This window comes from Enterobacter sp. E20, assembly GCF_000801755.2.
In the GTDB taxonomy this organism is placed as follows: domain Bacteria; phylum Pseudomonadota; class Gammaproteobacteria; order Enterobacterales; family Enterobacteriaceae; genus Enterobacter; species Enterobacter asburiae_B.
The window spans coordinates 4,269,312-4,292,227 of the sequence record NZ_CP012999.1; the positions used below are offsets into that span (position 1 = coordinate 4,269,312).

The 22,916-nt window shown below is 56.0% G+C and carries 21 protein-coding genes; 8 read left to right on the forward strand and 13 right to left on the reverse strand.

Annotation, left to right across the window (positions count from 1 at the left end; all coding sequences use genetic code 11):
• Window positions 1–3: 3 nt before the first annotated feature.
• Window positions 4–1,422 (forward strand): glutamate synthase subunit GltD, encoded by a 1,419-nt coding sequence (gltD, locus tag NI40_RS19905; protein ID WP_023309377.1) that lies wholly within the window; start codon window positions 4–6, stop codon window positions 1,420–1,422.
• A 27-nt stretch (window positions 1,423–1,449) separates the two neighbouring features.
• Here gltD and sspB read toward each other — a convergent pair whose 3' ends face one another.
• The 5 genes from sspB to zapE all read right to left on the reverse strand — a co-directional run bounded on the left by sspB (window position 1,450) and on the right by zapE (window position 5,152).
• Window positions 1,450–1,947: a ClpXP protease specificity-enhancing factor gene (gene sspB / locus NI40_RS19910; protein WP_029740078.1), complete on the reverse strand. Its 498-nt coding sequence runs from the start codon at window positions 1,945–1,947 to the stop codon at window positions 1,450–1,452.
• A 5-nt stretch (window positions 1,948–1,952) separates the two neighbouring features.
• Window positions 1,953–2,591: a stringent starvation protein SspA gene (sspA, locus tag NI40_RS19915; protein ID WP_014885418.1), complete on the reverse strand. Its 639-nt coding sequence runs from the start codon at window positions 2,589–2,591 to the stop codon at window positions 1,953–1,955.
• Window positions 2,592–2,899: 308 nt separating this feature from the next.
• Window positions 2,900–3,292 carry a 30S ribosomal protein S9 gene (gene rpsI, locus NI40_RS19920; protein WP_003860436.1) on the reverse strand — a complete coding sequence of 131 codons (393 nt, stop codon included), beginning with the start codon at window positions 3,290–3,292 and terminating at the stop codon, window positions 2,900–2,902.
• Between the two features lie 15 nt (window positions 3,293–3,307).
• Window positions 3,308–3,736, reverse strand: coding sequence for a 50S ribosomal protein L13 (rplM, locus tag NI40_RS19925; RefSeq protein ID WP_006178824.1), 429 nt, complete (start codon window positions 3,734–3,736; stop codon window positions 3,308–3,310).
• Window positions 3,737–4,027: 291 nt separating this feature from the next.
• Complete coding sequence (zapE, locus tag NI40_RS19930) at window positions 4,028–5,152, reverse strand: cell division protein ZapE (protein ID WP_039260403.1); 1,125 nt, start codon at window positions 5,150–5,152, stop codon at window positions 4,028–4,030.
• Between the two features lie 189 nt (window positions 5,153–5,341).
• Between zapE and zapG the strand changes: the two genes are divergently transcribed.
• The 3 genes from zapG (at window position 5,342) to degS (ending at window position 8,438) form a co-directional block, all read left to right on the forward strand.
• Complete coding sequence (zapG, locus tag NI40_RS19935; protein WP_008502832.1) at window positions 5,342–5,740, forward strand: Z-ring associated protein ZapG; 399 nt, start codon at window positions 5,342–5,344, stop codon at window positions 5,738–5,740.
• Between the two features lie 171 nt (window positions 5,741–5,911).
• A complete protein-coding gene (gene degQ / locus NI40_RS19940; RefSeq protein ID WP_023309385.1) occupies window positions 5,912–7,279 on the forward strand; it encodes a serine endoprotease DegQ in 1,368 nt (455 codons plus the stop codon).
• Window positions 7,280–7,370: 91 nt separating this feature from the next.
• On the forward strand, window positions 7,371–8,438 hold the full coding sequence (degS, locus tag NI40_RS19945) for an outer membrane-stress sensor serine endopeptidase DegS (protein WP_023309386.1): 1,068 nt from the start codon (window positions 7,371–7,373) through the stop codon (window positions 8,436–8,438).
• Window positions 8,439–8,495: 57 nt separating this feature from the next.
• On the opposite strand, the gene mdh is transcribed toward degS, so the two are convergent.
• A complete protein-coding gene (gene mdh / locus NI40_RS19950; protein ID WP_039260402.1) occupies window positions 8,496–9,434 on the reverse strand; it encodes a malate dehydrogenase in 939 nt (312 codons plus the stop codon).
• Window positions 9,435–9,831: 397 nt separating this feature from the next.
• On the opposite strand from mdh, the gene argR reads away from it, so the two are divergent.
• The 3 genes from argR to yhcN (NI40_RS19965) all read left to right on the forward strand — a co-directional run bounded on the left by argR (window position 9,832) and on the right by yhcN (NI40_RS19965) (window position 11,319).
• Complete coding sequence (gene argR, locus NI40_RS19955; RefSeq protein ID WP_023309388.1) at window positions 9,832–10,302, forward strand: transcriptional regulator ArgR; 471 nt, start codon at window positions 9,832–9,834, stop codon at window positions 10,300–10,302.
• Window positions 10,303–10,677: 375 nt separating this feature from the next.
• On the forward strand, window positions 10,678–10,941 hold the full coding sequence (gene yhcN, locus NI40_RS19960; protein ID WP_023309389.1) for a peroxide/acid stress response protein YhcN: 264 nt from the start codon (window positions 10,678–10,680) through the stop codon (window positions 10,939–10,941).
• A 111-nt stretch (window positions 10,942–11,052) separates the two neighbouring features.
• Window positions 11,053–11,319: a peroxide/acid stress response protein YhcN gene (gene yhcN, locus NI40_RS19965; protein ID WP_032659672.1), complete on the forward strand. Its 267-nt coding sequence runs from the start codon at window positions 11,053–11,055 to the stop codon at window positions 11,317–11,319.
• A gap of 61 nt (window positions 11,320–11,380) precedes the next feature.
• Here the strand turns inward: yhcN (NI40_RS19965) and NI40_RS19970 are convergent, their stop codons facing one another.
• The 5 genes from NI40_RS19970 to aaeX form a co-directional block, all read right to left on the reverse strand.
• Entirely contained in the window at window positions 11,381–11,653 is a 273-nt protein-coding gene (locus NI40_RS19970) for a barstar family protein (protein ID WP_023309391.1), read from the reverse strand.
• Between the two features lie 45 nt (window positions 11,654–11,698).
• On the reverse strand, window positions 11,699–13,153 hold the full coding sequence (locus NI40_RS19975) for an NAD-dependent succinate-semialdehyde dehydrogenase (protein ID WP_039260401.1): 1,455 nt from the start codon (window positions 13,151–13,153) through the stop codon (window positions 11,699–11,701).
• A 90-nt stretch (window positions 13,154–13,243) separates the two neighbouring features.
• On the reverse strand, window positions 13,244–15,211 hold the full coding sequence (aaeB, locus tag NI40_RS19980; RefSeq protein WP_039260400.1) for a p-hydroxybenzoic acid efflux pump subunit AaeB: 1,968 nt from the start codon (window positions 15,209–15,211) through the stop codon (window positions 13,244–13,246).
• 5 nt (window positions 15,212–15,216) lie between these two features.
• Window positions 15,217–16,149 (reverse strand): p-hydroxybenzoic acid efflux pump subunit AaeA, encoded by a 933-nt coding sequence (gene aaeA, locus NI40_RS19985; RefSeq protein ID WP_023309394.1) that lies wholly within the window; start codon window positions 16,147–16,149, stop codon window positions 15,217–15,219.
• A 7-nt stretch (window positions 16,150–16,156) separates the two neighbouring features.
• Window positions 16,157–16,360: a p-hydroxybenzoic acid efflux pump operon protein AaeX gene (gene aaeX, locus NI40_RS19990; protein ID WP_003860416.1), complete on the reverse strand. Its 204-nt coding sequence runs from the start codon at window positions 16,358–16,360 to the stop codon at window positions 16,157–16,159.
• 179 nt (window positions 16,361–16,539) lie between these two features.
• On the opposite strand from aaeX, the gene aaeR reads away from it, so the two are divergent.
• Window positions 16,540–17,466 (forward strand): HTH-type transcriptional activator AaeR, encoded by a 927-nt coding sequence (aaeR, locus tag NI40_RS19995; RefSeq protein WP_023309395.1) that lies wholly within the window; start codon window positions 16,540–16,542, stop codon window positions 17,464–17,466.
• Window positions 17,467–17,543: 77 nt separating this feature from the next.
• On the opposite strand, the gene tldD is transcribed toward aaeR, so the two are convergent.
• A complete protein-coding gene (gene tldD, locus NI40_RS20000; protein WP_029740073.1) occupies window positions 17,544–18,989 on the reverse strand; it encodes a metalloprotease TldD in 1,446 nt (481 codons plus the stop codon).
• An 84-nt stretch (window positions 18,990–19,073) separates the two neighbouring features.
• Window positions 19,074–22,877 (reverse strand): AsmA2 domain-containing protein YhdP, encoded by a 3,804-nt coding sequence (gene yhdP, locus NI40_RS20005; RefSeq protein WP_039260398.1) that lies wholly within the window; start codon window positions 22,875–22,877, stop codon window positions 19,074–19,076.
• Window positions 22,878–22,916 lie beyond the last annotated feature (39 nt).

Sequence of the window (22,916 nt, forward strand, 5' to 3'; positions counted from 1 at the left end):
CAGATGAGCCAGAACGTATACCAGTTTATCGACCTGCAGCGTGTTGATCCGCCAAAGAAACCGCTGAAGATCCGCAAAATTGAATTTGTTGAAATCTACGAGCCGTTTTCAGAAGGCCAGGCCAAGGCACAGGCAGACCGCTGCCTGTCCTGCGGGAACCCTTACTGCGAATGGAAATGTCCGGTACATAACTACATCCCGAACTGGCTGAAGCTGGCTAACGAAGGACGTATTTTTGAAGCCGCCGAGCTGTCTCACCAGACCAACACCCTGCCGGAAGTGTGCGGCCGCGTGTGTCCTCAGGACCGTCTGTGCGAAGGCTCCTGTACGCTGAACGACGAGTTCGGCGCGGTGACCATCGGCAACATTGAGCGCTATATCAATGATAAAGCGTTCGAGATGGGCTGGCGTCCGGATATGACCGGCGTGAAGCAAACCGACAAGCGCGTGGCGATCATCGGCGCGGGCCCGGCGGGCCTGGCCTGTGCGGACGTGCTGACCCGCAACGGCGTGAAGGCGGTGGTCTTTGACCGCCATCCGGAAATCGGCGGTCTGCTGACCTTCGGTATCCCGGCCTTCAAGCTGGAAAAAGAGGTCATGACCCGTCGCCGTGAAATCTTCACCGGCATGGGCATTGAGTTCAAACTGAACGTGGAAGTGGGCCGCGACGTGCAGCTCGACGACCTGCTGAAGGATTACGACGCCGTGTTCCTCGGCGTGGGCACCTATCAGTCCATGCGCGGCGGTCTGGAGAACGAAGATGCGCCGGGCGTGTACGACGCGCTGCCGTTCCTGATTGCCAATACCAAGCAGATCATGGGCTACGGCGAAACCGCCGATGAGCCGTTCGTCAGCATGGAAGGAAAACGCGTGGTGGTGCTGGGCGGCGGTGATACCGCGATGGACTGCGTGCGTACCTCCATTCGTCAGAATGCGGCACACGTGATCTGCGCCTACCGTCGTGACGAAGAGAACATGCCGGGCTCTAAACGCGAAGTGAAAAACGCGCGTGAAGAGGGCGTGGAGTTCCAGTTCAACATCCAGCCTCTGGGTATTGAAGTGAATGCCAACGGTAAAGTGAGCGGCGTGAAGATGGCGCGCACTGAGATGGGCGCACCGGATGCGAAAGGCCGTCGTCGCGCCGAGATCGTCGCCGGTTCTGAGCACGTGATCCCGGCCGATGCCGTGGTGATGGCGTTCGGTTTCCGTCCTCATAGCATGGAATGGCTGGCGAAGCACAGCGTTGAGCTGGATTCGCAGGGCCGCGTGATTGCGCCAGAAGGCAGCGACAACGCATTCCAGACCAGCAACCCGAAAATCTTCGCCGGTGGCGATATCGTTCGCGGTTCTGACCTGGTGGTAACGGCGATTGCCGAAGGCCGTAAAGCGGCTGACGGGATCCTGAACTACCTGGAAGTGTAAAAAAAACAGGCCCAATCGGGCCTGTTTTTATTTCACGACGCGAAGAGCCGGACGACCACCGCGCGGAGGCGGATCGTCATCAGGATCATTGTCGTCATGACGATCGGGTTTATCGCCATCGATAAGTGACATCACCGTGTCGCTTTCGCGCTCATCGGATGCGTTGTCATCATTCAGGCTGGCAACATCTTCATCATACGCCGCTTCCGGCTCGAACATGGTACCCGCACCGTTTTCACGCGCGTAGATAGCCAGCACAGCTGCCAGCGGCACGGAAACCTGACGCGGCACGCCGCCGAAACGCGCGTTGAAGCGCACTTCATCGTTTGCCAGCTCCAGGTTACCCACCGCACGCGGCGCAATGTTCAGTACGATTTGTCCGTCACGCGCGTATTCCATTGGAACCAGCACGCCCGGCAACGTCACATCCACAACCAGGTGCGGCGTGAGCTGGTTATCCAGCAGCCATTCATAGAAGGCGCGCAGCAGATACGGACGGCGTGGGGTAAGTTGTGACATTTCCACAGTCATTAGCCTCGGCCGAGACGCATTTCACGTTCCGGTTCAGTTAAAGATGCCAGGAAAGAGTCGCGTTCAAATACGCGAGTCATATAGCCCTTCAGCTCTTTCGCGCCAGGACCGCTGAACTCTACGCCCAAGGTTGGCAGACGCCACAGCAGCGGTGCCAGGTAGCAATCCACCAGGCTGAACTCATCGCTCAGGAAGAATGGTTTCTGACCAAACACAGGGGCGATTGCCAGCAGCTCTTCACGCAGTTGCTTACGTGCAGCGTCGGCTTCAGAAGCGGAACCGCTGGTAATCACGTTCATCAGCGAGTACCAGTCTTTTTCGATACGCTGCATGTACAGGCGGCTTTCACCACGCGCGACAGGGTAAACAGGCATCAGTGGCGGATGCGGGAAACGCTCATCCAGATATTCCATAATGATACGGGATTCCCACAGGGTCAGCTCGCGATCCACCAGCGTCGGTACGCTTTGGCTCGGGTTGAGATCGATCAGATCCTGAGGCGGGTTATCCTTTTCCACATGCTCGATCTCAAAACTGACACCCTTCTCGGCCAGCACGATACGAACCTGATGGCTATAAATGTCAGTAGGACCAGAAAACAGCGTCATTACCGAACGTTTGTTGGCAGCGACAGCCATGAAAACCTCCAGGTATATTCAGAATTTTTACTGCTACCAGCCCAACAGGGGCCAGCCAGATGTTGTATCGCCCATCCCAGAGAAAACACATTGTTCAAGAAACGAACAAAAATCGAGTATTCACCGATATTTGGGCAGAAAATTGGATGATAGTTTACCAGATTTTGATGGCTTTGTGGTGAGGGGATTCTGGAAATGTGGAAAAAGAGAAGATATATGCATGGATATTGTGGATAACCTGCGCATTATCCATAAAAAAACCCGCCGAAGCGGGTTTTTCGCCAATCGTTCTGCGTAAGCAGAATGGATTAACGTTTGGAGAACTGTGGACGACGACGTGCTTTACGCAGACCCACTTTCTTACGTTCAACCTGACGCGCGTCACGAGTAACGAAGCCAGCTTTACGCAGTTCAGAACGCAGGGATTCGTCGTACTCCATCAGAGCGCGGGTGATACCGTGACGGATCGCACCTGCCTGACCGGAGATACCACCACCTTTAACGGTGATGTACAGATCCAGTTTTTCTACCATATCAACCAGTTCCAGCGGCTGGCGAACTACCATGCGGGCAGTTTCGCGACCGAAGTATTGTTCCAGAGAACGCTGGTTGATTACGATTTTACCACTGCCCGGTTTGATGAAAACGCGAGCTGCGGAACTTTTGCGGCGACCAGTGCCGTAGTATTGATTTTCAGCCATTGCCTATAATCCCGATTAGATGTCAAGAACTTGCGGTTGCTGTGCCGCGTGGTTGTGCTCGTTGCCTGCGTAAACTTTCAGTTTACGGAACATAGCACGACCCAGCGGGCCTTTTGGCAGCATGCCTTTAACCGCGATTTCAATCACACGCTCAGGACGGCGGGCAATCATCTCTTCAAAGGTCGCTTCTTTGATACCACCGATATGGCCGGTGTGGTGATAGTACACTTTGTCAGTACGCTTGTTGCCGGTTACAGCAACTTTATCAGCGTTCAGAACGATGATGTAATCACCGGTATCAACGTGCGGAGTGTATTCCGCTTTATGCTTACCGCGCAGGCGACGAGCCAGTTCAGTAGCCAGACGGCCCAGAGTTTTACCGGTCGCGTCAACAACATACCAGTCGCGCTGTACGGTTTCTGGTTTAGCTGTAAAAGTTTTCATTAAAAGCTTACCCAAATAATAAGTTACACGTTGGTGAACACCCAAACGTTTAGTCAGTTGAGGTTCACACGACAAAGTCCGGCAAACCTACCCCTTCGAATAGCACATGCCGACACATAGAAAGTTTCGGGAAAAAAACCTTCTCGTAACGTGGGGTCGCAAGATTATAGAGAAGTTGAGGTCAAAGATCGACCCTTAAATGCGTTTTGGAATGGGTTTTTCGGGGGTGTGTATTGTGCGGTCTGGTGCCCTCACCCCCAGCCCCTCTCCCACGGGAGAGGGTGGCATTTGTTACGGCATATGCTCCAGCTTCAGGTATTCCTCGCTTTGCATCTCCTGCAGGCGCGACAGGCAGCGCTGGAACTCAAACTTCAGCCGCTCGCCCTGGTAAATCTCATATAAAGGTACCTCAGCGCTGACCACCAGCTTGACGTGGCGCTCATAAAACTCGTCCACCAGCGCAATGAAGCGCCGTGCTTCGCTCTCCATCAGCCGCGTCATCACCGGCACGTCCAGCACCATCACGGTGTGGAACAGACGCGAAAGCGCAATGTAGTCGTGCTGGCTGCGGGCATCCACGCAGAGCGTCGTAAAGGAGACCGCCAGCGTTTGGTTTTCGACGCCAAGGGTGGGTAGCGGGCGATGGTTAATCTCGAGTTCCGGGGCGTGCTCGCGTTTTGCTCCCGCCAGCGCCAGCCAGAGTGTATCCATCTCGCGGGTGGTCTCTGCATTTAACGGCGAAAGCCACAGGTGCGCCTGGGTCAGCGTGCGCAGACGATAATCGACACCGGCATCGACGTTCATGATATCGCAGTGCTGCTTGATGGCATCGATGGCGGGCAGGAAGCGTGCGCGCTGCAGGCCGTTACGATAGAGTTCATCCGGCGGGATATTCGACGTGGCCACCAGCGTGATCCCGCGGGCAAATAGCGCCTTCATCAGGCCGCCTAGCAGCATGGCATCGGTGATGTCAGACACAAAAAATTCATCGAAGCAGAGCACGTCCGTTTCCGCCTTGAACCTGTCGGCCACAATCTCCAGCGGATCGCTTTTGCCCTGCAGTGCGGTCAACTCTTCATGCACCCGCAGCATAAAACGATGGAAGTGCAGACGCTGTTTACGTGCGCCAGGCAGGCTTAGATAAAACAGGTCCATCAGCCAGGTTTTTCCGCGACCGACCCCGCCCCACATATATAAACCGCGCACCGGCGCGTGAGCCTGTGGCGCTTTTTTACCGAGCAAGCGCCCAAACGCCGCCTTTAGCCCACTGTTCTGTTCGACTTCAGCGGGTTTTGCCGTGAGCTCCTGATAAATCATCTCCAGGCGGTTTACCGCCTCACGTTGAACGTCATCAGGCTGATGAGTGCCCTCGTTAAGGGCCAGTTGATATCGCGATGCAGGGGACAGGTTTTGCATAATCTTATTGTTATTCCTTCAATTAACGCTCACCAGCAGACGTGACTGATGAAAAAAAGGCCGTTCTACACTACGCGATGATACGTCAGGATTCCACTTCTGCAGAAATAGCGGTTATAGTGGCATTATCAGGCACAGGCAGGAGCCGAGCCAACACCCTACGGAACAACAAGACAACGGGAGAAGTTCATGACCTGGGAATATGCGCTAATCGGTTTAGTCGTCGGCATCGTCATTGGTGCTGTGGCCATGCGTTTCGGTAATCGCAAATTGCGTCAGCAGCAGTCACTGCAGTACGAACTGGAAAAGAACAAAGCCGAGCTGGAAGAGTATCGCGAAGAGCTGGTCAGCCATTTTGCCCGTAGCGCCGAGCTGCTGGACAACATGGCAACCGACTATCGTCAGCTGTACCAACATATGGCAAAAAGCTCCAGCAGCCTGCTGCCGGAAATGACCGCGGAAACCAACCCGTTCCGCAACCGTCTGGCTGACTCTGAAGCCGGTAACGATCAGGCGCCCGTTCAGATGCCTCGCGACTATTCCGATGGCGCGTCCGGCCTGCTGCGCGGCGGTGTAAAACGCGATTAATCGCACAACCTGAATATATTTTACGGGCGCAGCGATTGCGCCCGTCCTTTCCTGATGACCCCAGCTATCATTTAGTTAAACACCTCATTGTTCAGCGGTTTAAAATTCAATAACATCAACGTGTTTTTAGGGCCGTTTTTCCTTTATTCCAGGTTACGAGAGTCAACATCGATGAAGAAAAAAAACCAGCTGTTGAGCGCTATCGCGTTAAGTGTCGGGTTATCTCTCTCGGCGTCCGTCCCTGTATTTGCCGCCATTCCCTCCCAGGTACCTGGCCAGGCGGCCATTCCAAGCCTCGCGCCTATGCTGGAAAAAGTGTTGCCGGCGGTCGTCAGCGTTCAGGTTGAGGGCACCGCAGTACAAAGCCAACGCGTCCCTGAAGAACTGAAAAAATATTTTGGCGATGAGTCTCCCGACCAGCAGGCTCAGCCTTTTGAAGGCCTGGGTTCTGGCGTCATTATTGATGCGGCAAAAGGCTATATCCTGACCAACAACCACGTCATCAGCCAGGCCGATAAGATCAGCGTCCAGCTGAACGATGGCCGTGAATTTGATGCCAAACTGATCGGCGGCGATGACCAGAGCGACATCGCGCTGCTGCAGGTGCAAAATCCGAGCAACCTGACCCAGATTGCCATCGCGGATTCCGACAAACTGCGCGTCGGCGATTTTGCCGTCGCCGTAGGCAACCCCTTTGGCTTAGGGCAGACCGCCACCTCCGGGATCGTCTCGGCGCTCGGGCGCAGCGGCCTCAATCTGGAAGGGCTGGAAAACTTTATCCAGACCGATGCCTCAATCAACCGGGGTAACTCCGGCGGAGCATTGCTCAACCTTAACGGCGAGCTGATTGGGATTAACACGGCGATTCTGGCCCCGGGCGGCGGCAGCATCGGGATCGGTTTTGCTATCCCCAGCAACATGGCCAAAACCCTGGCGCAGCAGCTGATCCAGTTCGGTGAAATCAAACGCGGGCTGCTGGGTATTAAAGGTATGGAGATGAGCGCGGATATCGCAAAAGCGTTCAATATCAACGTACAGCGCGGGGCGTTTGTCAGTGAAGTGCTGCCAAACTCCGGCTCGGCAAAAGCGGGCGTGAAATCAGGAGATGTGATCGTCAGCCTGAACGACAAACCGCTGAACAGCTTTGCAGAACTGCGTTCACGGATTGCCACGACGGAACCTGGCGCCAAAGTGAAGCTGGGCCTGATACGTGACGGTAAGCCGCTTGACGTTGAAGTGACGCTGGATAAGAGCACCTCTTCCTCGGCCAGCGCGGAGCTTATCGCCCCGGCGCTACAGGGGGCAACGTTGAGCGACGGGCAGCTGAAGGACGGCACGAAAGGCATTAGCATCGATACCGTCGAGAAGAGCAGCCCTGCCGCACAGGCCGGATTGCATCAGGATGACGTGATTATCGGTGTCAACCGCAACCGCGTGCAGTCTATTGCCGAACTGCGCAAGGTGCTGGAAAGCAAACCGGCGGTTATTGCCCTGCAGGTCATGCGTGGCAATGAGTCCATCTATATTCTGTTGCGCTAAGCATTTGCGACCCGGACATCACCGCTGCGTGTGATGTCCGGATAACTCATGTTATGCTGCAAATCGTTCCTTTTTTAACGACACGCGCATCATGCTTTTAAAGCTCTTACGTTCTACTGTCATCGGTTTGATTGTCGCTGGCCTGCTGCTGCTGGCGCTGCCGTCTTTACGTCAGTTCAATAAACTGTCGGCTCCCCAGTTCGATAGCACGGATGAAACGCCGGCCACCTATAACCAGGCCGTTCGCCGTGCCGCACCTGCCGTGGTTAACGTCTATAACCGAGGCCTGAATACCTCAGCCCATAACCAGCTGGAGATCCGTACCCTCGGCTCCGGCGTGATCATGGACGAGCGCGGCTACATTATTACCAACAAGCACGTGATTAACGATGCCGACCAGATCATCGTCGCCCTGCAGGATGGCCGCGTGTTTGAGGCGTTACTCGTTGGGTCTGACAGCCTGACCGACCTGGCCGTTCTGAAAATTAACGCCACGGGCGGCTTGCCGGTCATCCCGATCAACCGTAAACGTACCCCGCATATTGGTGACGTCGTACTGGCTATCGGTAACCCTTACAACCTGGGCCAGACCATCACCCAGGGGATTATCAGCGCGACCGGTCGTATCGGATTGAACCCCTCCGGGCGGCAGAACTTCCTGCAAACCGATGCCTCCATCAACCACGGTAACTCCGGCGGGGCGCTGGTCAACTCGCTGGGCGAGCTGATGGGCATCAACACCCTCTCGTTCGATAAGAGTAACGACGGTGAGACGCCGGAAGGGATCGGCTTTGCCATTCCGTTCCAGCTGGCGACCAAAATCATGGATAAACTGATCCGCGACGGACGCGTGATCCGCGGCTATATCGGTATCGGCGGGCGCGAAATTGCACCGATGCATACCCAGGGCGGCGGTATCGATCAGATTCAGGGCATCGTGGTTAACGAGGTGGCACCGGGTGGTCCGGCGGCTAACGCGGGAATTCAGGTAAACGATGTCATTGTGTCGGTCAACGGCACGCCAGCGGTCTCTGCGCTGGAGACGATGGATCAGGTGGCAGAAATTCGCCCGGGTTCTATCATCCCTGTTGAGGTCATGCGCAACGATAAAAAACTGACGCTGCACGTGACGATTCAGGAATATCCGGCCACCAACTGACAGGCATAAAAAAACGGAGCGATAAGCTCCGTTTTTTTTACCGGGAGACGGTTCGTTTTACTTATTAACGAACTCTTCGCCCAGGGTGATATCTTTCTTCAGCGTATCCAGCATGCCTTCCATCGCGTGTTGTTCAAACGCGCTCAGCGTACCAATGGATTTACGCTCTTCGATACCGTTTTTACCCAGCAGCAGCGGCTGAGAGAAGAAGCGAGCGTGTTCGCCATCGCCTTCAACGTAAGCGCATTCAATAACGCCTTTCTCGCCCTGCAGAGCGCGAACCAGTGACAGACCAAACCGCGCAGCCGCCTGGCCCATAGACAGGGTTGCAGAACCGCCACCCGCCTTCGCTTCCACCACTTCGGTGCCCGCGTTCTGGATGCGTTTAGTCAGGTCAGCCACTTCCTGCTCGGTGAAGCTCACGCCTGGGATCTGCGACAGCAGAGGCAGGATGGTGACGCCAGAGTGACCGCCGATGACCGGTACTTCCACTTCTGTTGGCTGCTTGCCTTTCAGCTCAGCAACAAAGGTGTTGGAACGGATGATATCCAGCGTGGTTACGCCGAACAGTTTGTTTTTGTCGTAAACACCCGCTTTCTTCAGCACTTCTGCCGCGATAGCCACGGTGGTGTTCACCGGGTTAGTGATGATGCCGATGCATGCTTTCGGGCAGATTTCTGCAATCTGCTGCACCAGGTTTTTCACGATGCCCGCGTTGACGTTGAACAGGTCTGAACGATCCATGCCTGGCTTACGCGCCACGCCTGCAGAAATCAGCACCACGTCGGCACCCTGCAGCGCAGGACGTGCATCTTCACCGGAGAAGCCTTTGATTTTTACAGCAGTCGGGATGTGGCTCAGGTCAACCGCCACACCTGGGGTTACCGGAGCAATATCGTACAGGGAGAGTTCTGAGCCTGAAGGCAGTTGGGTTTTCAGTAGTAGGGCAAGCGCCTGGCCGATACCACCAGCAGCGCCGAGGACTGCGACTTTCATCCTAAACTCCTTATTATGGTTAACTTAAGTATCTGTAAATCCGTTGCGGCGACCATAATTCAGCAAGTAAATAATTACAATTTTCGTAGCTAAAGAATTTGAGGTCACGCGACTTTATCTCTCACCAGAAGACTATCTGACGACAGAGGGCAACGCATTAAGAGGTGGTTACAATACACCCTGCCCCGCCACCAAAACAACATCATTTTGATAACATTTAATTTACTTTTAAGCTTATTTGCGCGGCGTGACCCAGGCATGTTTTCTGATAACGAAATCTGATAAAATCACTCCCTTTCATAACATTATTTCAGCCTGGCGCTGAGTAGATAATTTGCATAAAAATTCATCCACATGCATAATAATGTTGTTTCTATCGTCATATTCCGGGTGACTTATGCGAAGCTCGTCTAAGCAAGAAGAATTAGTAAAGGCGTTTAAGGCGCTACTCAAAGAAGAGAAATTCAGTTCTCAGGGAGAAATTGTTCAGGCGCTGCAGGAACAAGGCTTCGATAACATCAACCAGTCGAAAGTCTCCCGCATGTTAACGAAATTTGGCGCGGTGCGTACGCGTAACGCCAAGATGGAGATGGTCTATTGCCTGCCGGCAGAACTTGGCGTGCCGACCACCTCCAGCCCGCTCAAAAACCTGGTTCTGGATATCGATCATAACGACGCCGTCGTGGTGATCCACACAAGCCCGGGTGCCGCGCAGCTCATTGCCCGCATGCTGGACTCGCTGGGTAAAACGGAAGGTATCCTCGGGACTATCGCCGGTGATGACACCATCTTTACCACACCGGCTAGCGGTTTCTCCGTGAAAGATCTCCACGAAGCCATTCTGGTACTGTTCGAACAGGAACTCTAATCCCCTCTCCCCGTAGCGCCGCTGCGGGGATCGTTCTGCTTCCGCTGCGTTCTCCCCTCTTTTCTACTGCCCTTCACTTTGACAAATAGTGCTTTTTACCACCTATTAACATTCATCTGGTGAATGCTAAATCAAAAAATCGCACAAAAAATCAAAAGCTGATATCCATATGATTTTATTAGAAATAACCAACTAAAATGAACAAAAAACGCCCAATATTATGCGATTTGGTTATAAAAAACAGACTGGCTAACACGTAATAACAATAGAAACCATTAGTCTGGTATTAATTTTTACCGTTATTAGTGTATACTTGATTTTGTGATGAGGGTCACGAAACAAGACCCCACTAAAAAATTCGACGAGGTAAAAATCATGAAAATCAAATCAACTGTAGCGGCGCTCAGCGTCCTGTCCGTCCTGTCATTCGGTGCTTTCGCAGCTGACTCTATCAATGCTGACCAGGCGCAATCCCGTCAGGCCATCGGTACGGTTTCTGTCGGCGCGGTCGGCACATCGCCAATGGACATGCATGAGATGCTGAACAAAAAAGCGGAAGAACAGGGTGCGTCATCCTATCGCATCATCGAAGCGCGTTCCGGTGACCACTGGCACGCCACCGCTGAGCTGTACAAATAAGTTTTAGTAATAGCTGAAAACGAAAATCTCCACTCAACGGCACCAGGCATAAAAATAGCGGCTCAACCCTTCTCGCCGTTGAGTAAAAAACCCTATTCAGGAGTAAAGACTATGAAAACCAAATTGATCATCGCAACCCTCGGTCTGGCATCCGTTCTCTCTTTCGGCGCAAGCGCAGCCGTACAGCAGGTGAATGCCGACCAGGCACAAAATCTACAGCGTATGGGCAGCGTCTCCGTAACGTCTGTCACCGGTTCACCGATGGATATTCGTCACGAACTTGCCGCCAAAGCTGAAAAAGCAGGCGCCAGCAGCTATCGCGTCACCGAACTGAATCAGGGTGACCACTGGCATGCAACGGCAGAGCTGTATAAATAAACCCTCGTCGTATCTCATCATACGACTTGCCCCTGGCCTCATGGTCAGGGGCTTTTTTCATTCAATGCCGCGCGTTAAAGCGCAGTTGCCCTTCAAGCTCTTCTTCCGCTTCATCGAACAGCAAGATCAGCGCGCCAAAACGTCTTCGCAGCTTATCGGGCAAATGGATGAACTCAATTTCCAGCGGTAGCGGCAACTGACTGCCGGTGACCACGTCCCACAGCGTATCCAGATTCGTCACGCTTTCCCGTTCAAGATCAAACGCCCGGATAAATTCACGGTAGAAGTCTTCCTGACTGTCGATCTCGTCAAAATCAAACGTATAGGTTTTCATTGCCAGCCACCCAGTCCAGGCGAGCGGCAGATGCCGCCCTGTCTTTTATAATCCCCCAATATGCAGGGTTTTAACTTCCAGATACTCTTCCAGCCCCAGCACGGAGCCCTCTCGTCCAAGGCCTGACTCTTTTACGCCGCCAAAGGGCCCAAGCTCCGTGGAGACGGCGCACTCGTTGATGCCGATCATCCCGCTCTCGATGGCCTGAGAAACGCGGAAGACCCGGGAAAGATTCTGGGTGTAGAAGTAAGCCGCCAGTCCATAGGGGGTGTTGTTGGCGCGCTGGATAACTTCATCTTCCGAGGTGAAACGGAAGCACGCCGCCACCGGGCCAAACGTCTCTTCTTCTGCCAGCTTCATGCCCTCATGGCAGTCGCCCAGTACGGTTGGCATCCAGAAATTCCCGCCAAGCGGATGAGGCTTACCTCCTGCCAGTACGGTTGCGCCCCGGGCAACGGCGTCGTCGACATGCTCACGCACCTTGTTGACCGCAGAAGGTTCAATCAGCGGCCCGACGACCACCCCCTCTTCGAGACCATTACCCACCTTCAGCGACTTCACCGCATCGGCGAGTTTATTCACAAATTTGTCGTAGACGGTTTCCTGAATATAAAAACGGTTCACGCTGACGCAGACCTGCCCGGCATTGCGGAACTTGTTGGCGATCGCGCCCTTAACCGCTGCGTCGATATCCGCATCCTCAAAAACGATATACGGGGCATTTCCCCCCAGCTCCATCGAGACTTTTTTCATGGTTTCTGCGGCGTTACGCACCAGCGTTTTGCCGACGGAGGTTGAGCCGGTAAAGGAGATTTTACGCACGTCGCGGCTTGCCATAATCGCATCGCTGATTTCATGCGTATTCCCGGCGACGGCGTTGAGAACACCGTCGGGTACACCGGCCTGTTTCGCCAACGTAAGCAGCGCAAAGGCGCTGAGCGGCGTGTTGTTGGCCGGTTTAATGACCCCGGTGCATCCTGCTGCCAGCGCCGGGCCTAACTTGCGGGTGAGCATGGCCATCGGGAAGTTCCACGGCGTAATCGCCGCGACCACGCCAATGGGTTCACGGGTCGCCAGAATGCGTGAGCCGGGTTTGATCGGCGGAATAATTTCACCGTTCGCGCGTTTGGCCTCTTCAGCAAACCACTGGATAAAGCTGGCGGCGTACTCGACTTCTCCCTCCGCTTCTTTCAGGGGTTTGCCCTGTTCGGTGGTCATCAACCGCCCGAGCCAGCTTTTATTCTCAATAATCAGTTCGTACCAGCGGTAGAGAATCGCCGAGCGTTCTTTCGCGGTTTTGGCACGCCATGCCGGGAAGGCCTGGGTAGCCGCTGCAATAGCGTCTTCGGTTTGTGCTTTACCCGCTTTAGCGACTTTAGCAATGACCTCGCCGGTCGCGGGATTCAGCACATCAAAGGTTGTATCCAGCGTTTTCCAGATTCCGTTGACCAGATAACCGGTCTGAAAAAGGATGTGGTCCTGAAGCGCCTGGGTCGTCATGTGTTCTCCCTTTCTGAAATGTAAGAACGTGCTGGAATAAGTATAGCCACAAAAAAACCGACGCTTTTGGCGTCGGTTTTTTTACTTCTGTCAGTTATCCGTGAGGGCATTCTGGTAGCGATGCAGCATAAACACCAGCCGTCCTACCGGCTCGGTCACCTGAGGCGGCGCCTCCCAGTGCTTGAGCTTTTCCTGATAGGTATCGAGCTCTTCAAGCAGCTGCGTAAAATAGCGACGCCGTTTGTCATCGCTGCTGGCAGTAAGCACGTGATCGGCGGTACGACGCAGCTGGCGGTGGTATGCCGACAAATCGTCGTTGATCGGCACGGGCGCGTTACGCAAACGCTGGTGCGCAATGATCATGGTTAACGCCAGGCGGAACTTGGCGATATCGCCCGGGAACTTGTTCAGCAGCAAAAACAGCTGCTGGTAGAGCGCGGGCAGGTGGTTCTCTTTACGGCGCGCGGTATTGGTTGTCAAAGACGACACGGCAGCCGACACGAACTGGTTCAGCAGCACGCGGCCCGTTCTTGCCTGCGAGTTATCCCGCACCAGCAGTATCACCATCATGGCCAGGAAGCAGCCCACCAGCTGGCCTAACGCGCTGTCGAGGAACTGGCTGAAATGGAAGGTCATCGGGTTATCGAGAACGATGATGTTAATCGTACTCGCCAGCGCCCCCAGCGATCCAAGACGCCGTTTTTGCACTTCAATGCCGATAAAGAACGCCATTACCGCCAGGCTAATACAGAGCAGCAGCATACTCTGTTGCGTCGACGGGATGATGACCAGGAAATAGAGCGCGCCTATCGGCAACGCGGCAATCGTGCCGTAAAGGAAATCAATGGCGACCATACGCGGATTAGGCAGACGCATCGCCAGTGCGGTCACAACGGCAATCATCACCATCGCGCCGCTGCCGGACGTCCAGCCCGTCCACAGCCAGAACAGCGTGCCGAGCATGCAGGCAAGCGTCGTACGCCAGAAATTGACCATGGCGTGATGGCGCTCGGCGGATTCCGCCTTGATCACCACTTCCCCCTGCAGCACCTCTTCTTCCGCCGCGCTGATTTTGGTGTTACCGATCACGCCGCGCTTCAGAAGCAGGTAGCGCGTCGCGGCGCCGACCCAGGTGTAGATGGTTACCGGCGTGTCGCGCTCCCCGGTCCAGGCAATCACCCGACGCATCCGCTTAAGCTGCTTATGCACGTCCTGTACGGTTTCCACCGGCTCGGCAAACAGTTCGCGGAACGTATCGGTGACAACTTCCGGCCGGGTGTTCTGAATCAGATAGGTTTCACAGGCCTGGGTAATCAGCGTCAGAGTGACGGTGTTGAGGGCTTTCAGGCGACGATTCGCGCGGGCCCAGCGCGACGACTCCATATTAAGGTTGCTGCGCATTCCTTCCAGCGCCTGCGTACGACGTACCAGCCCGCTCCAGGCTTTATCCACCTCTTCGCTATCGCCATGCTTAATGCACAGCTGCATCAGCTGATACTGGGCAACGATCAGCGCGTCAAGCTCACGGTCGACTTCCTGCTTGATGGAGCGCGGGGAGAAAAGCAGGTCAGCGACGATCGCGCTGACAATACCAATCACAATCTCGCTGCAGCGCTCAACCGCAAACTGCGGGGCGAGCAGCGGTTCACTTTGGATAGTGATGACAATAATCAGCGCGGTATAGCCCGCCAGTCCCCAGGCGTAGGAGTTCTCCACTTTCACCAGAGACGAGAGCCAGGTGCAGAAACCCGCCCAGATACAGCACACCATCAGCATCAGCAGCGGGGTGCGGATCATCAAAATAATAATGGTCAGCGCCGCGAAACAGCCGATAAACGTCCCGATGATACGCAGCATCCCGCGATAGCGGATCGCGCCAGAATAGGGCTCACCGCCCGCGGCAAAGGCAGGACCCGCCGCGACAATCGCAGCCGTCAGCACTGCCCAGCGAGGGGTTTCAAGCTGGAAGTGAAAGCCAACAAACAGCGCCAGCACGATGGCGCACGCCAGCTTCACGGCGAAGCGAATGTGCTGGCTGGCGATGGAAAAGATACCCATGGCGATTAACCAAACTCGCGCAGGCGGTGGGCAATTTTACGGAAGAACGAGTCCTGGCTGGCATCCCGGTCCTTTTCACCGGTGATCACCACCGTCGCCGTGGTACCCGCGGGCCACAGATTTCCCTGCTGTTCATCCAGATGAATACGTACCGGCACGCGCTGGGCCAGACGCACCCACTCCAGGTTGGAATCTACCGTCGCCATCCCTTTGGCATCGTTAGAGCTGCTGGAGTTAGTCACCCCTGCAGCAACGCTGTCGACGGTGCCTTTAAAGACGCGGTTGCTGCCGAGCGGCGTGATTTCCGCCCGGTAACCTGGGCGCACGCCTTCCAGCTTGGTCTCTTCCATATAGGCGAGCACGTAGAAGGAGTTCTGTTTAACCAGCGCCACGGCGGTTGAGCCACGGGTAATGAATTCCCCGGCATAGACGTTAAGGTTGGTGACCCAGCCATCGGATGGCGCGCGGATCACGGTGCGCTCGAGATCGAGCTTCGCCAGATCGCGCGTTGCCTGCGCTTTCGCCAGCTGGTGCAGCACGGTTTGCAGCACGTTGTTGGACTGGTCAATCTCTTCACGGGACATTGCCTGAACGCCCAGCTGGTTACGTCGCCCTGCCTCGCGGCGTTTCTCCGCAGCGAGCGCCTGATAATAGGCCACGTCCGCTTCCGCCTCTTCCAGCGCTTTCTGGTAACGAGGCTGGTCGATGGTGAACAGGACCTGATCTTTTTTCACCAGCTGGTTATCGTGGACGTTGACCGCCGTGATAAGACCGGCCACGTCAGGGGCTATTGCCACCACATCGGCGCTGAAGCGCGCATCACGCGTCCACGGTGATTCGGTGTAATAAACCCAGGCGCGGAAAATAGCGATGAAGGCGAGGATAACCAGCGCCATTGTGATGGCAGTGCGGGAGATTTTTCTTGTTAGCGTTTTCACATCAACCTCAGACAAACATGCGCGATATCAGGTAAAACAGGCAGCAATACAGCGCGGTATTGAACAATGCAGGGTGCCAGACGAAATCGTAGATCCCGGTAGGGACCAGCACCTTGCGCACCAGCCAGAAGATCGCCAGTGATAAAAGAAGCTCGAAAAATATCGGTGGGAACGACAGACCGAACACCACGATAACGGGAAACAGACTCATGTTGACCTTGATAAGAGAGAGTGCAGGCTTCAGAATTTTTTAGCGCACGCCACCGCAGGAGAGCAAGAAACGCCGGGCGAGAATGACGCAGCCGTTATGTAATTAATAATATATTAACGTAACTGTTATGCTGTTATCTATAATATGTGATCTAAATCACTTTTAAGCCAGAGTGAACAATGGAACGTTTAAAACGCATGTCGGTCTTCGCCAAAGTGGTTGAGCTGGGCTCTTTTACCGCCGCTGCACGCCAGCTTCAGATGAGCGTCTCATCCATCAGCCAGACGGTGTCCAAACTGGAAGATGAGCTTCAGGTCAAGCTGCTCAACCGCAGTACCCGCAGCATTGGGCTGACCGAAGCGGGTAAAATTTACTATCAGGGCTGTCGCCGCATGCTGCTTGAAGTGCAGGATGTTCACGAACAGCTGTATGCCTTCAACAACACCCCCATCGGCACGCTGCGCATCGGGTGTTCTTCAACTATGGCACAAAATGTACTCGCTGCCATGACCGCGGATATGCTGAAAGAGTACCCCGGTCTTACGGTCAATCTGGTGACGGGTATTCCGGCGCCGGACCTGATTGCCGACGGGCTGGACGTGGTGATCCGCGTCGGCGCGTTGCAGGATTCCAGCCTGTTCTCGCGTAGGCTGGGCAGCATGCCGATGGTGGTCTGCGCCTCGAAAAGCTATCTGGCGCAGTACGGCGTTCCGGAGAAACCCGCCGATCTCACCAACCACTCGTGGCTGGAGTACAGCGTGCGGCCCGATAATGAATTTGAGCTGATCGCTCCGGAAGGGATTTCCACCAGGCTGCTGCCGGAAGGACGGTTTGTCACCAACGATCCGATGACGATTTCACGCTGGCTGGTGGCCGGCGCCGGGATCGCCTACGTGCCGTTAATGTGGGTGATCAACGAGATCAACAGCGGCGTGCTGGAGATCCTCTTCCCGCGCTACCAGTCCGATCCGCGACCGGTGTACGCCCTGTATACCGAAAAAGACAAACTCCCGCTCAAGGTTCAGGTGTGTATTAACTATCTGACCGAATATTTTGTGGACGTGGCGGAGCTGTTTCAGGGGATGCGGGGGAGAAGGAAAGAGTAGGCCTTTTTCCATAAGGACGAGGGAGAAAAGACAGCGTGGAGCAGTCCCCTCTCCCCTTTGGGGAGAGGGTCAGGAAATTACGCCGTGCCGCCCACCGTCAGGTTGTCCACCTTCAGCGTTGGCTGGCCCACGCCAACCGGCAGGCTCTGGCCCTCTTTACCGCAGACGCCCACGCCGTTATCCAGCTTCAGATCGTTACCGACCATAGAGATCTGCTGCATGGCTTCAATACCGGAGCCAATCAGCGTCGCCCCCTTCACCGCTTTGGTCACTTTGCCTTTCTCGATCAGATACGCTTCTGACGTGGAGAAAACAAACTTACCGGAGGTGATGTCCACCTGGCCGCCGCCAAAGTTTGGCGCAAAGATACCGTAATCAACGGATTCGATAATCTCCTGCGGCGTGGATTTGCCCGGCAGCATGTACGTGTTGGTCATGCGCGGCATCGGCAGGTGCGCGTAAGATTCACGGCGTCCGTTGCCCGTCGGCGCAACGCCCATCAGGCGCGCGTTGAGTTTGTCCTGCATGTAGCCTTTCAGCACGCCGTTTTCGATCAGCACGTTGTACTGGCCTGGCGTACCTTCATCGTCGATAGCCACCGAGCCGCGACGATCGCGCATGGTGCCGTCATCCACCACGGTGCACAGCTCAGAGGAGACAAGCTGCCCGATTTGACCGCTGAACACGGACGTCCCGCGACGGTTAAAGTCGCCTTCCAGGCCGTGGCCTACGGCTTCGTGTAACAGTACGCCCGGCCAGCCGGCGCCCAGCACCACCGGGAATGAGCCCGCCGGCGCCGCGACGGCATTCAGATTCACCAGCGCCATGCGCACGGCTTCTTTCGCCCAGGCGTCGGCGCGTGCTTCACCGTCAACGTCGCCCAGGAACCAGTCATAGCCGAAACGACCGCCGCCGCCGCTTGAGCCGCGCTCGCGTTTGCCGTCGTCATCGACCTGCACGCTGATGGAGAGACGCACCAGCGGGCGAACGTCTGCCGCAAGGGTACCGTCCGTTGCCGCAACCAGAATCAACTCATACACGCCGCTCAGGCTGGCAGAAACTTCCTGCACGCGTTTATCCGCCGCGCGGGCGACTTTGTCCACGCGACGCAGGATATCCAGCTTCTCTTCACGGCTCATGCTCTGCAGCGGATCGATGCTGGTATAGAGTGCAGAGTGCTGCACTTCTCCCAGGGTTTTCACGCGACCATCACCGGTATCACGCACAATGGTACGTGCGGCCTGCGCGCTCTGCTCGAGTGCGGTGAGGCTAATCTGATCGGCATAGGCGAAACCGGTTTTCTCGCCGCTGACGGCACGGACGCCGACGCCCTGGTCAATGTTGTAGGAGCCATCTTTGATGATGCTGTCTTCTAAAACCCAGGATTCGTGATAGCTCGACTGGAAATAAAGGTCGCCGTAGTCGAGGCGGCGTTCGGTCAGTTGACCAAGAATGGAGAACAGGTCCTGATGGCTCAGGCCGTTCGCTGCGAGCAAATGTTCACTTACCAGGTTCAGACTCATCGTATTGCTACTCGTTCGTTGCCGCCCGTGGCGGTATAAAGATCGTATTTATTGAGAGTGAGGCAATTACCTGCCCACGTCAAATCATTGCTGTGCATCTTTGCGCGGCTGGCGCAGCACCTCGTTAATCTGCGGTTTATCGACCGGACCGGTAATGCGGTAGCGCAGAATGGAGACTTTACTCCACAGCGGACCCAGCACTTTGCTGGCGGCAAACACCGCCGCACCGACAATCGGGTTCACCACAAAGGCCGCCGCCACGCCCACGCTCGCGGAAATTTCCGGCGCCACCACGGCTTCCATATCCAGCTCGCGACGCACGAGGTTAACGGAGCCTTTCATGGCGATATCCGCTTCCAGGCCATCCACCAGCGTGTCGTCCGTATGCAGAACGCCGTCCTTGATCCACGCCGTGCTGCGGATGGAATCATAGTAGAAACCTTCGCTGAAGGTATCGCTGAAATCGAAGCGCAGCTTGCGCAGCAGCGCATCAAAACTCAGCAGGCGCAGGATCTGACCGGCGCGCCCCGTGCTCACGTCAGCAATTTCACCTTTGCCGAAGCGGGTTTTCAGAATGCCGTTCAGCGAGGCTTCATTCGGCTTCCACGGGGCGTCACGCCAGTGAAGATCGTAATCGACGTCAAACGACGAGCCGCGCAGCGGCGTGCTGATTCCAAAGAAATTGGCTGCCGCATCCAGCTTGTTGCCTTTAATGTCGCCCTTCAGGGAAGTTCGCTGCTCGCCCGGGTTATTCACCCATTCCCCTGCGGCCGTCATGCGGCCAAAACCGGTATCAACCAGGCCGCCGGAGAGCGTAAGCGTGTTGGCCTGAATAGTGAAATCACCGTCAATACGGCCGTATTTCTGCCCCCACAGCCAGCACTCCGCACAGCGCAGCTGGAGATCGGGCCAGCCGCTAAAATCGACGCGGGAGACATTGCTCAGCGGCGAGGCTTCTGCCGGTTTATCTTTCCCGCTCGCGGCGCTTGCCGGGTTGTAGTAGAGGTAGCGGATCGCCGCCTGCCACGGCGCGTGATTGCGCATGGTCAGCGTGCCGTTGATCTCCCTTCCCTGGGCCTCCACCTTAGTGCCGTTAGCGCCTGGCTGTGAAACCAGGCTCAGGTTGTTCCACTGCTGCCCACCCAGCATCAGTGACGGCGTGCGTACGGTAATGGCTTGCGGGAACTGGGCGGTTTCATCAACGTTTTGCCCAACGCCTTTCTGGAACAGTGCCAGCCACTCTGCACCGTCCATCGGCGGGAGATTCAGCTCAATGCCCGACTGCTCCGGCAGAGGCGGCGTGGAGCGGCTATCCGTTGTCCAGATGGCTTTGTCGAGGGTGAGCTTGCGGTTAAGCAGCCAGCGGCTGTTGAAGTGGTTTGTCCCGCCCGCGCTTCCGGTCAGCGCGAAGCTGTTCAGGTTGCCATCGACGTTCAGCTTTACCGGCAGCGGCTGTCCGGCCTGTTTATCCAGCGGCGCAGGCAGCTGGCTCTGAAGGTTTTTCAGATCGCCCGTGATGTCGACCTTATACTGAGCACCCGCGTGATATGGCAGGTCGATTGCCACTTTACCCTGCCAGGCGACTGCGCCCTGCACTGACGCCTCAATGGGCTTCGGCAGGACCTCCATGCGCGCTGGCTGCCAGTTACCGTCCAGATTGACGGCTACCTGATAAGCCTTTTCACCCTCGGTGGTCGTGAAGTCGATATTAACGGGCTGATTAAACCAGCTGGCCGTAAGCGGCTCGCTCTTCAGGTTTCCGTTGTCAAAGCTGAACTGCCCGCTGAGATTTTTCAGCGTGCTCTCAAGGGGCTTAATGAACAGGCTGTTGTTCTTCAGGCGGACGTCACCTTTGGCGGTGGTCATCTCGCCGTCCAGCGGGATATCAAGATGTAAGCGAGCATTCACATCTCCATCAAGCTGTAGCTGCTGGAGCGTCGCCGCCAGCGAATCTTTCAGCGGCGTCTCCTCAAAGTACGGCCCCACCGCTTTGCCCGGGCCATTGATGTCGGCATCAATCAGCAGCTTCTCTTTGGAGTAATCCGGGATGTTGGCCGTCAGGTTGCTGGCCGTCACGCCGCCCAGCGCCACGCTGTCGGACTTCATCCATAGTCCGTCATTGAGGAAGTTGAGCTCGATATCCAGGTCTTTCAGCGCGGGCCAGCCGGGCTGGAACGCAAATGTCGCGTTATGCAGCGGCACCAGCACCTGGAACTGGCCTTCATTATGTTTGTACGGGAAAAGATGCGGGTTACCGCCGTACACCAGCGTGGCATTGTCCGCCTGACCGCCCTGAATCGCGCCGCTGAGATAGTCCACCAGGGCTTTTCCCATCAGGTTTTCCGGGAAGTAGCGCCAGGCCTGAGAGCCGTCATCGGTGCTGATCCCGGCCAGAATGCCCAGCCACGGCTCGTCACCTACAGGCTGCAGATAGCGGAAATCGCCGCGCGCGTGCACCGCTTTGGCTTTCACGTCGATATGGCGGCCATCAAGCTGGAAGCCCTTGTCGTTACGGAGCCAGTTAAGCACCGCACTGCCCTGTTCGATTTCCAGCGGCGCGCGGAAGACCGTCTCGTAAGGCATTTTGGCATCGTGCATATCAACCGTTAGCCTGCCGTTTTCCACGCTGCCTTCCAGCTTGCCGCTAAAGTGCTCCGCCCCCGGCAGCAGCTTCCACTGCTTCCAGGCAAGATCTTTCCACGTTGCCTGGAAGCGGGTTTTTTCCGTCGCCTGGAGCGGAATATCCAGCGCCAGAGCGTCTATTTTCCCGCTCGGCTGCGTTGCCAGCCAGATCTCGCCCAGGTCCGGAGAGAGCTTTGCCGCCATCGAGCGCAGGCCCTCAATGGCCGCCAAATCGAGGTTGCTGGCGCGGATGCGCAGCTCATCGCTGCGTTTACTGGCCGTGCCGCCGACGTCCTGCTCCGGCATCCAGGCCAGCGTCAGCGCACCGCGCGGCCACGGCTTGCCGTCCATGGTGATGCGCGTATCCGGAATGGCAAACTGCCAGCCCTCTTTCTCCTGCGTCACGTGCGCGGTGAGGTTATCGACGGAAAGCTGATGCTGCTGTTTTTCGCCTTTCCAGCTGGCGCCCCCCTGCTTGAGCCAGATATCGCCGCTGGCAAATTCGCCTTTGGTCAGGGTCAGCCAGCCTTCAAGGCTGAAGCGGGCAGTCTCCAGCTGCATATTTTGCTGGAGCCAGTCGCCCAGCCACGGCTTCACGTCAACATCGTCGGCCTGCAGCCAGACTTTGCCGTTGTTTAACAGGCCGTCATCGTCCCGCAGATCCATCCGCACCTGCATCACGCCGTGCTGGCCGTTCAGGCTTGAGAGATTGACCTGCCCCTCGGCGCGGTGACGTTCTTTACCGTTGAGCCAGGTCAGCTGAGGGATCGCCAGTTCGGCACGCTGGCCGGAAAGGGTAATGAAGCTCACTTCGCTGTCGCGCAGATCGAAGTGATCGAACTGACGGAGGAAAAGATCGCTGAAGCGGTTGGCTTCCAGACCCTGACCGCTATCGCCGCCGGACAGAGGCGTATTGGTCAGGAACTGGAGTTGATAAAAGGTGAGATCGCGAAACTGCCAGCGCAGATGCAGCAGGCTTTGCCAGACGTCCAGCGCCAGGGTCACGCGTTTGATTTTCAGGTGGCCGCCATCTTTGAGGCTGGCGTTTATATCCCGGACATCGAGCGTCGGGCCAAAATTCTGCCAGTTAGCGCTAATCTGGCTTACGTTCACCGGCACGCCGGTGGTGGATTCGATTTTAGCCAGCAGCTGCGGACGCCAGCTGTCCAGATGCGGTAATACGAGGCGTAGCCCGCTCACGAGCAACGCGACAATCACGACCAGCGTTGCCCCTGTAAGCAATAAAATCCCCGGCAATCGCCTCACGCATCTCTCCTTGTCAGCTTTCGTCACGCAGCGTACTGC

Bases quoted from the DNA above. Each gene is read 5' to 3' on its own strand.
- gltD (WP_023309377.1), top strand. From the start codon at position 4: ATGAGCCAGAACGTATACCAGTTTATCGACCTGCAGCGTGTTGATCCG.
- sspA (WP_014885418.1), bottom strand. From the start codon at position 2,591: ATGGCTGTCGCTGCCAACAAACGTTCGGTAATGACGCTGTTTTCTGGT.
- rpsI (WP_003860436.1), bottom strand. From the start codon at position 3,292: ATGGCTGAAAATCAATACTACGGCACTGGTCGCCGCAAAAGTTCCGCA.
- rplM (WP_006178824.1), bottom strand. From the start codon at position 3,736: ATGAAAACTTTTACAGCTAAACCAGAAACCGTACAGCGCGACTGGTAT.
- zapE (WP_039260403.1), bottom strand. From the start codon at position 5,152: ATGCAAAACCTGTCCCCTGCATCGCGATATCAACTGGCCCTTAACGAG.
- zapG (WP_008502832.1), top strand. From the start codon at position 5,342: ATGACCTGGGAATATGCGCTAATCGGTTTAGTCGTCGGCATCGTCATT.
- degQ (WP_023309385.1), top strand. From the start codon at position 5,912: ATGAAGAAAAAAAACCAGCTGTTGAGCGCTATCGCGTTAAGTGTCGGG.
- degS (WP_023309386.1), top strand. From the start codon at position 7,371: ATGCTTTTAAAGCTCTTACGTTCTACTGTCATCGGTTTGATTGTCGCT.
- mdh (WP_039260402.1), bottom strand. From the start codon at position 9,434: ATGAAAGTCGCAGTCCTCGGCGCTGCTGGTGGTATCGGCCAGGCGCTT.
- argR (WP_023309388.1), top strand. From the start codon at position 9,832: ATGCGAAGCTCGTCTAAGCAAGAAGAATTAGTAAAGGCGTTTAAGGCG.
- yhcN (WP_023309389.1), top strand. From the start codon at position 10,678: ATGAAAATCAAATCAACTGTAGCGGCGCTCAGCGTCCTGTCCGTCCTG.
- yhcN (WP_032659672.1), top strand. From the start codon at position 11,053: ATGAAAACCAAATTGATCATCGCAACCCTCGGTCTGGCATCCGTTCTC.
- NI40_RS19970 (WP_023309391.1), bottom strand. From the start codon at position 11,653: ATGAAAACCTATACGTTTGATTTTGACGAGATCGACAGTCAGGAAGAC.
- NI40_RS19975 (WP_039260401.1), bottom strand. From the start codon at position 13,153: ATGACGACCCAGGCGCTTCAGGACCACATCCTTTTTCAGACCGGTTAT.
- aaeB (WP_039260400.1), bottom strand. From the start codon at position 15,211: ATGGGTATCTTTTCCATCGCCAGCCAGCACATTCGCTTCGCCGTGAAG.
- aaeX (WP_003860416.1), bottom strand. From the start codon at position 16,360: ATGAGTCTGTTTCCCGTTATCGTGGTGTTCGGTCTGTCGTTCCCACCG.
- aaeR (WP_023309395.1), top strand. From the start codon at position 16,540: ATGGAACGTTTAAAACGCATGTCGGTCTTCGCCAAAGTGGTTGAGCTG.
- tldD (WP_029740073.1), bottom strand. From the start codon at position 18,989: ATGAGTCTGAACCTGGTAAGTGAACATTTGCTCGCAGCGAACGGCCTG.